The organism is Acinetobacter sp. BEC1-S18-ESBL-01, from assembly GCF_014169935.1.
Lineage (GTDB): Bacteria > Pseudomonadota > Gammaproteobacteria > Pseudomonadales > Moraxellaceae > Acinetobacter > Acinetobacter pittii.
Genome location: NZ_AP022302.1, coordinates 827,321 through 834,787, shown reverse-complemented (window position 1 = coordinate 834,787; position 7,467 = coordinate 827,321). Strand labels below are relative to the sequence as shown.

Here is a 7,467-nt window from a genome sequence, read left to right as displayed (position 1 = left end):
AATATATTATTAATGATATATAGAAAAAAAAGGCTTTAGGTAATATTTTACTATTACACTAAAACCTCATTTTTAAATATTTTATAAATTTTAAAACTATTTATATTTAGAAATTATCTGGACTCTCAAATCTTTTTACTTCTTGTAACTTATTCGGGTCATGCATTGTCGCAATTCCATCCTCAGTTTTTTGGTCTACAAGAATATCTGGATTATAAACGGTGATTGTTTCTCTACCCAGCGCATCCTCCCCCACAATATACTGAAAACCTCTTCGGTTCATCTTATGGCACAACCTTTGATAAAAGCCTTTTAAGCCTTCAGTTTCTTCGTTGGGGTTGTAATAAAAAGCATTCATCACAGCTGGTAAGCCTAGGCCGCACACAATACCTGATAACAATACACTAATAAATGTATATCCAATCAGGATACTACTATAGGGACTTAAGGCGGGAATATTGGCTACTGCCAAAATCAATGCAAGTGAAATTCCTCCTCGTACCCCACCCCAAGATAAAATAGTTAAACTACCATTATAACTTTTCATTTTCCGCATATTCGGGAAAAACGCAAAAGCCATAAAGTTGGCAGCAAAACGAGAAATATGAAGAATAAAGAATGCAACAATACCGCCTAAAATCAGGCTAAAGTTTAGATCAAGAATAAATAACTCTAAGCCAATTAAAGTAAATAAGAATGAGTTAATGATTCCTTCTACTGTATGCCAAAAATGATTAACTTCTTGAATCTCTCGCTCTTCTCGTATTTCTTTCCATTTGTTTCCAACAATTAAACCGCCAATTACACAAGCAATCGGTGCTGATGCATGTGCAAACAAAGCAACCAAATATGCTCCACTTGCAAGTAAAGCTGTTGTTAAAATCAGGGACTCCATTTCGTGTTTACCACGTAATAGACGCAACACCCCTACCCCAAATGCCCAACCAATCCCTACGGCGACAACAATTTCATAAAGTAGAGCTTCTAATGTCGCTACTAATGAAAAATGTTCACCCTGTAAAACATTAAGTAAAGTCATAAACAATGCAATACACATTGCATCATTAAATAATGATTCACCTTCTAACTTAACAATTAAATGATGTGGTGCTCGAATCGAACTAAGCACACCTTTAATACCAATTGGGTCTGTTGCCCCTAAAGCTGCACCTAAAAGTAATAGCACCAGAATTGGTACATGATATCCAACAAGTAATTGGAATCCATAGAGTAAACTGCCAAACAATACAGCGCAAAGCACTAAGGCAATTGTTGCCAAAATACTAATTTGTTTCCAATAACTTTTTAGATCTGAAATTTTAAATTTGAGTGCAGAAGAAGTTAGAATAAAACAAATAACACCATTAATTAAAAAATCATAAAAATCAATATGGCGTACTGCTTCTTCAATATTATGAATGTTAATGGTAATAAACTGGTTACCATTTAGTAGGCTGGCACCCCACTGTAGAATAAAGACAAAAATTGCTGAGACCAGAGGAACACCAATCGCCTGTGGAAAGCCTAAAATACGCTTATTAAAGATCGTGGTTGCAATTGATAGTGCAAAAACCACTGTAAAAGCTTGTAATAGAAAAAAATTACCCATGAACACCCTTCTTCTGGGTCAACGACCAAATAAACAACTTTGCTAGATCGACCAAACTTAATAAAAAGCTGACATGACTATGCCATAATCATAAAAAACAGAAATTAGGACACAAGTTTACCGAATTGATTGAACAATCTATCAATCTGTTAAATTTCTTAACATTATTTATAGTTATGATCTGAAAAAAAGATGAGCTTATTAAATTATGTTTAACAAGACTCATCCTATAAAATTTTAAACTGGATTGTTAAAAGTATCGCATTGATTAATATCACCAGTTTTTAAACCCACTTGGAACCAGTGCATTCGCTGTTCACTACTACCATGAGTAAAGCTATCAGGAACAACCTGACCTGTAGAACGCTTCTGTAAATAATCATCTCCAATTTTTTGAGCAGCATCCATCGCTTCCTCAATGTCACCTTGCTCTAAAAATTGAGTTCGCTGTTGATTATGACTCGCCCAAATACCCGCTAAACAGTCAGCTTGTAATTCTTGACGAACAGATAATTGGTTACCTTCTCTTTGACTGACTTGTGCACGGGCTTGCTGTACTTGCGATGAAATACCCAGCAAGGTTTGAACATGGTGCCCTACTTCATGTGCAACCACATAAGCTTGTGCGAAATCGCCTGCCTGATCTTCCCTAGAAAGCTCAGTTTGGTTCTGCTCACCAGAAATTCCCATTTGCTGACGCATATCTTTAAAGAATTCTGTATCGATATAAACTTTCTGGTCTGCCGGACAATAAAATGGCCCCATCGCAGATTGAGCTGTGCCACATCCTGACTGAGCTATTCCACTAAACAAAACTAATTTAGGTGGCGTATAGCTTTTACCTAACTGTTTAAATATGGGGGTCCAAGTATCTTCTGTATCAGCCAAAACCGTTCCAACAAAATCCGAGGCTTCTTTTTGCTCGGCCGTTAAACTTTCTGGCGCAGTTGCATTTGATTGTTGTGAAGCAGTAACTTGCTGCGTTGCTTGATAAGCCTGCTGTGGGTCAACACCAAAGAACTTCCACGCAACAAATGCAACAACCAAACCAATAATACTGATACCGCCTGCTCTAACACCGCCACCACCTCGACGGTCCTCAACATTGCTACTAATTCGTCGACCTTTCCAGCGCATAATTTCCCTCTTCTTTTTAGAATGGCATCATGAACCCGATGCTTTTTTAGGCCACATTTTTTGTATTAAGCTCACAATTAATAGAACAATTGCACCTGCAACAAGTCCTATTCCAAAGTTAATCAATGTTGGTATTAAAGCACCAATGATGTTACCCACTGCTGGTATTGTTTCCACATGATCCACTGTGTCTTCAGTTAAGTGATGAAGCAATGGAATCGTATGATTAATAATCCCGCCACCCACTAAAAACATTGCAATAGTGCCCACGATTGAAAGTAATTTCATCAAAATAGGAGCAAAAGCTAATAGGCCTCGACCTATAGTTTGTTTAAATGAGGTCGACTGTTCTGTTAAATATAATCCCAAATCATCAATCTTAACAATCATACCAACTAGGCCATAAACGCCAATCGTCATCACAACAGCAATAACACTTAAAACGCTTACCTTTGTCATTAAAGTAGCTGTAGCAACTGTACCAAGCGTAATCACCACGATCTCAGCCGATAAAATAAAGTCAGTTCTTACTGCTCCTTTTATTTTTTCTTTTTCAAAAGTTGCTAAGTCTAATTCTTCATTTTCAAGCTCTGCTTTTGCTTCCTCTGATGTAGAAGCTTTTTTATGCATAATCGTATGAAGAACTTTTTCTACTCCCTCATAACATAAAAATAAGCCTCCGAGCATTAATAACGGATTAATAAGCCAAGGTGCAATCACACTAATTAACAATGCTAAAGGAACTAAAATAAGCTTATTAACAAATGAGCCTTTAGCCACCTTCCAAACAATAGGTAGTTCGCGATCTGCGCGCACACCTGTTACTTGCTGAGCATTTAAGGCCAAATCGTCACCTAAAACTCCGGCAGTTTTCTTGGCAGCCATTTTGCTCATTAAAGCAACATCATCTAAAATTGTTGCTATATCATCTAGTAATAAAAGTAAGCCACTCGCCATTTCTTATCCAAGTTTGTATTTATTAAGCTATTGTAAGATGATTTTTTTGAATTTCTGTAATTTTACTGAATAAATTCACAATATTATTTTAAGAAAAGTTTCCCCAATCGCTGACGAAAAAAATTTATTTCCCGTACAATAATGCCAATCTTTTATATTACAGGGCTTACTACCCCTGATTAAGCCAATACGATAGTGGAATAAATAATGAGTAATGTTGATCAGCGTCCAATTATTTTGACAGGCGACCGCCCAACCGGACAACTTCATCTTGGGCATTTTGTCGGTTCTTTGCGTTCTCGTGTAGGTTTACAGGATAGCCATCATCAACATCTCTTATTAGCAGATGCACAAGCATTAACAGATAATGCAGATAATCCAGATAAAGTTCGTCGTAATATTCTAGAAGTTGCTCTAGATTATTTAGCTGTAGGCATTGATCCAACAAAAACTACCATTTGTGTTCAATCTTGCTTACCAGCACTCAATGAACTCACAATGCTTTATCTTAACTTCGTGACTGTTGCGCGTTTAGAACGTAACCCGACCATTAAATCTGAAATTCAAATGCGTGGTTTCGAGCGTGACATTCCAGCTGGTTTCCTCTGCTACCCTGTTGCACAAGCGGCTGACATTACTGCTTTCAAAGCAACTGTGGTTCCAGTAGGTGAAGATCAGATTCCAATGATTGAACAAACGAATGAAATCGTACGTCGAGTAAATCGCCAAATCGGTCAAGATCTTTTGCCTGAATGTAAAGCTTTGCTTTCTAATATGGCACGTCTACCTGGTTTTGATGGTAAAGCGAAAATGTCTAAATCATTAGGCAATACCATCGTTTTAAATGCTTCTGATAAAGATATTAAAAAAGCTGTTAATGCGATGTACACCGATCCAAATCACCTTCGTATTGAAGATCCAGGTCAAGTTGAAGGCAATATTGTATTTACTTATTTAGATGCATTTGATCCAAATAAAGAAGAAGTTGAAGAATTAAAAGCACACTATCGTCGCGGTGGTCTTGGTGATGGTACGGTTAAAAAACGTCTTGAAGGTGTCTTAAAAGAGTTAATTACACCTATTCGTGAACGTCGCGAAGAACTTGCTAAAGATCCTGACTATATTATGGATGTTTTACGACAAGGTACAGATAAGTGCCGTCTTATTACTCAACAGACTTTAGACGAAGTTAAAGATGGTTTAGGTTTATTTAAATTTTAATCCTTTTTGAAAACTAAAAGCCCTTCGGGGCTTTTTTTATTTATTAGATTCAATAATATTCATTTTTTAGAATTACTAATGTATTGATAGCCATTCACAGGCTTTTACCCTATTAACGTGAAGTAACACTTATTAACGCTAATAGCGATGAAGAATATCTTATCTTTATCTATTATCCTCTATGTAGGTTACATCATATGAGCCTCTCGACATTTCTCCTTAAACCGAAACTGTTTTTACAGATTCGTTGTTCTACGCAATGATCACCCCAATCATTGCGTATTTTTTTGCCTAAAAATTTTATTTATGAATTAGCTATACTTATAAAAACTCTTATTTTTCTTTAATAAATAAAAAAACACCGCATCATTTTTCAGATGCGGTGCTTTTTAAGATTCAGCGTAAAGCGATTAAGCTAAACCTTTCTCTTTTAAAACTTGCAACATAGTTGAACCAAGCTCAGCTGGGCTACGAGTGTAAGCCATACCTGCTTTTTCAAATGCAGCGAATTTCTCTTCAGCAGTACCTTGACCACCAGAAATAATCGCACCAGCGTGACCCATACGCTTACCTTTAGGAGCAGTTACACCAGCAATGTAACCTACTACAGGCTTAGTCACGTTAGATTTGATGAATTCAGCAGCTTCTTCTTCCGCTGTACCACCGATCTCACCGATCATGATGATTGCATCAGTATCTGGATCGTCTTGGAACAATTGAAGCGCTTCGATTTGGTTCATACCTGGGATTGGGTCACCACCGATACCGATACAAGTAGATTGACCTAAACCAAGCTTAGTTGTTTGAGCAACAGCTTCATAAGTCAATGTACCTGAACGCGAGATGATACCAATGCGACCTGGTTGGTGAATATGACCAGGCATAATACCAATCTTACATTCACCCGGAGTGATCACGCCTGGACAGTTAGGACCAACTAAACGAGTACCGTTACCGTTAGTTTCTAAGTAGCGTTTTGCTTTAAGCATGTCGATTGTTGGAACACCTTCAGTGATCACAACGATTAGGCCAACACCTGAATCAACCGCTTCAACGATTGAGTCTAAAACAAATGGAGCTGGTACATAGATTACAGATGCATCTGCATTTGTTTCACGTACAGCTTCTTTCATTGTGTTGAATACTGGTAAGTCAAGGTGAGTAGTACCACCTTTACCTGGAGTAACACCACCAACAACTTTTGTACCGTAGTCTAAAGCTTGTGCAGAGTGGAAAGTACCGTTTTTACCAGTAAAACCTTGTACCAATACTTTAGTGTCTTTATTAATTAATACGCTCATGATTGATACTCCCCTTACGCTTTAACTGCAGCTACAACTTTTTCTGCGGCATCAGACAAGCCGTTTGCAGAAATTAATTTCAAACCAGATTCATCAAGTAATTTAGCACCTAACTCAGCGTTGTTACCTTCTAAACGAACAACAACTGGAACAGTTACGTTTACTTCTTGAACCGCTGCAATAATCGCTTCAGCAATCATGTCACAACGTACGATACCACCGAAGATGTTGATTAAAACACCTTGTACAGATGTATCAGCAAGGATGATTTTGAACGCTTCGATTACGCGCTCTTTAGTTGCACCGCCACCAACGTCAAGGAAGTTTGCAGGCTGACCACCATAAAGTTTAATGATGTCCATAGTTGCCATTGCAAGACCAGCACCGTTAACCATACAACCAATGTTACCTTCTAAAGCAACATAGTTAAGATCAAATTCAGATGCTTTTAATTCACGCTCATTCTCTTGAGATTTGTCACGTAAAGCAGCAACTTTAGGTAAACGGTAAAGCGCGTTAGAGTCGATACCTACTTTCGCGTCTACACATAAAATTTCGCCATTTTCACGAACTGAAAGTGGGTTAATTTCAAATAAAGCAAAATCATTTTCAACAAATGCTTGGTAAGCAGCTGTCATGATTTTTACAAATTGACTGATTTGTTTGTCTTTCAAACCTAAAGCAAACGCAACTTCACGTGCTTGGAATGGTTGTAAGCCAACTAATGGATCAACTTCAACTTTGATAATTTTTTCTGGAGTTTCTTCCGCAACTTTCTCGATTTCTACACCACCTTCTGTAGAAGCCATGAAAGTAATACGACGGCTAGAACGGTCTACAACCGCGCCCAAGTAAAGCTCACGCTCAACTGGATATACGTCTTCAGCAACAATGATGCTGTTTACTGGTTGACCATTTGCATCAGTTTGATACGTTACAAGACGAGTACCAATGATATTGTTTGCAAATTCGATAACGTCTTCTTTAGATTTTGCAACTTTAACGCCACCAGCCTTACCACGACCACCAGCATGAACTTGCGCTTTCATTACCGCGAATTTACCACCAAGCTGTTCAAATGCAGCAACTGCTTCGTCTGCATTGGTAGCCAAGATACCTTCTTGTACTGGCATACCATATTCTTTCAATAACGCTTTAGCTTGATACTCATGTAAGTTCATTTAGTTACCTACTTAACTTTGTTTGTTGTCTTCAATTTGCGCAACATTCTCATGTTACATA

6 protein-coding genes are annotated in these 7,467 nt (G+C 37.7%); 1 reads left to right on the top strand and 5 read right to left on the bottom strand.

The window, feature by feature from the left end; genetic code table 11:
- Positions 1-106: 106 nt before the first annotated feature.
- The 3 genes from H7R46_RS04065 to H7R46_RS04055 form a co-directional block, all read right to left on the bottom strand.
- Positions 107-1,609, bottom strand: a complete 1,503-nt coding sequence (locus tag H7R46_RS04065) for a cation:proton antiporter (RefSeq protein WP_005064573.1) — start codon at positions 1,607-1,609, stop codon at positions 107-109.
- A gap of 237 nt (positions 1,610-1,846) precedes the next feature.
- Positions 1,847-2,746: a neutral zinc metallopeptidase gene (locus H7R46_RS04060; protein ID WP_005064570.1), complete on the bottom strand. Its 900-nt coding sequence runs from the start codon at positions 2,744-2,746 to the stop codon at positions 1,847-1,849.
- A 27-nt stretch (positions 2,747-2,773) separates the two neighbouring features.
- Entirely contained in the window at positions 2,774-3,703 is a 930-nt protein-coding gene (locus H7R46_RS04055) for a DUF808 domain-containing protein (protein ID WP_005064567.1), read from the bottom strand.
- A 207-nt stretch (positions 3,704-3,910) separates the two neighbouring features.
- On the opposite strand from H7R46_RS04055, the gene trpS reads away from it, so the two are divergent.
- Positions 3,911-4,924 (top strand): tryptophan--tRNA ligase, encoded by a 1,014-nt coding sequence (gene trpS, locus H7R46_RS04050; RefSeq protein WP_002116097.1) that lies wholly within the window; start codon positions 3,911-3,913, stop codon positions 4,922-4,924.
- Positions 4,925-5,334: 410 nt separating this feature from the next.
- Here the strand turns inward: trpS and sucD are convergent, their stop codons facing one another.
- Positions 5,335-6,225: a succinate--CoA ligase subunit alpha gene (gene sucD, locus H7R46_RS04045; RefSeq protein ID WP_000114637.1), complete on the bottom strand. Its 891-nt coding sequence runs from the start codon at positions 6,223-6,225 to the stop codon at positions 5,335-5,337.
- A 14-nt stretch (positions 6,226-6,239) separates the two neighbouring features.
- On the bottom strand, positions 6,240-7,406 hold the full coding sequence (gene sucC / locus H7R46_RS04040) for an ADP-forming succinate--CoA ligase subunit beta (RefSeq protein ID WP_005064564.1): 1,167 nt from the start codon (positions 7,404-7,406) through the stop codon (positions 6,240-6,242).
- Positions 7,407-7,467: the final 61 nt, after the last annotated feature.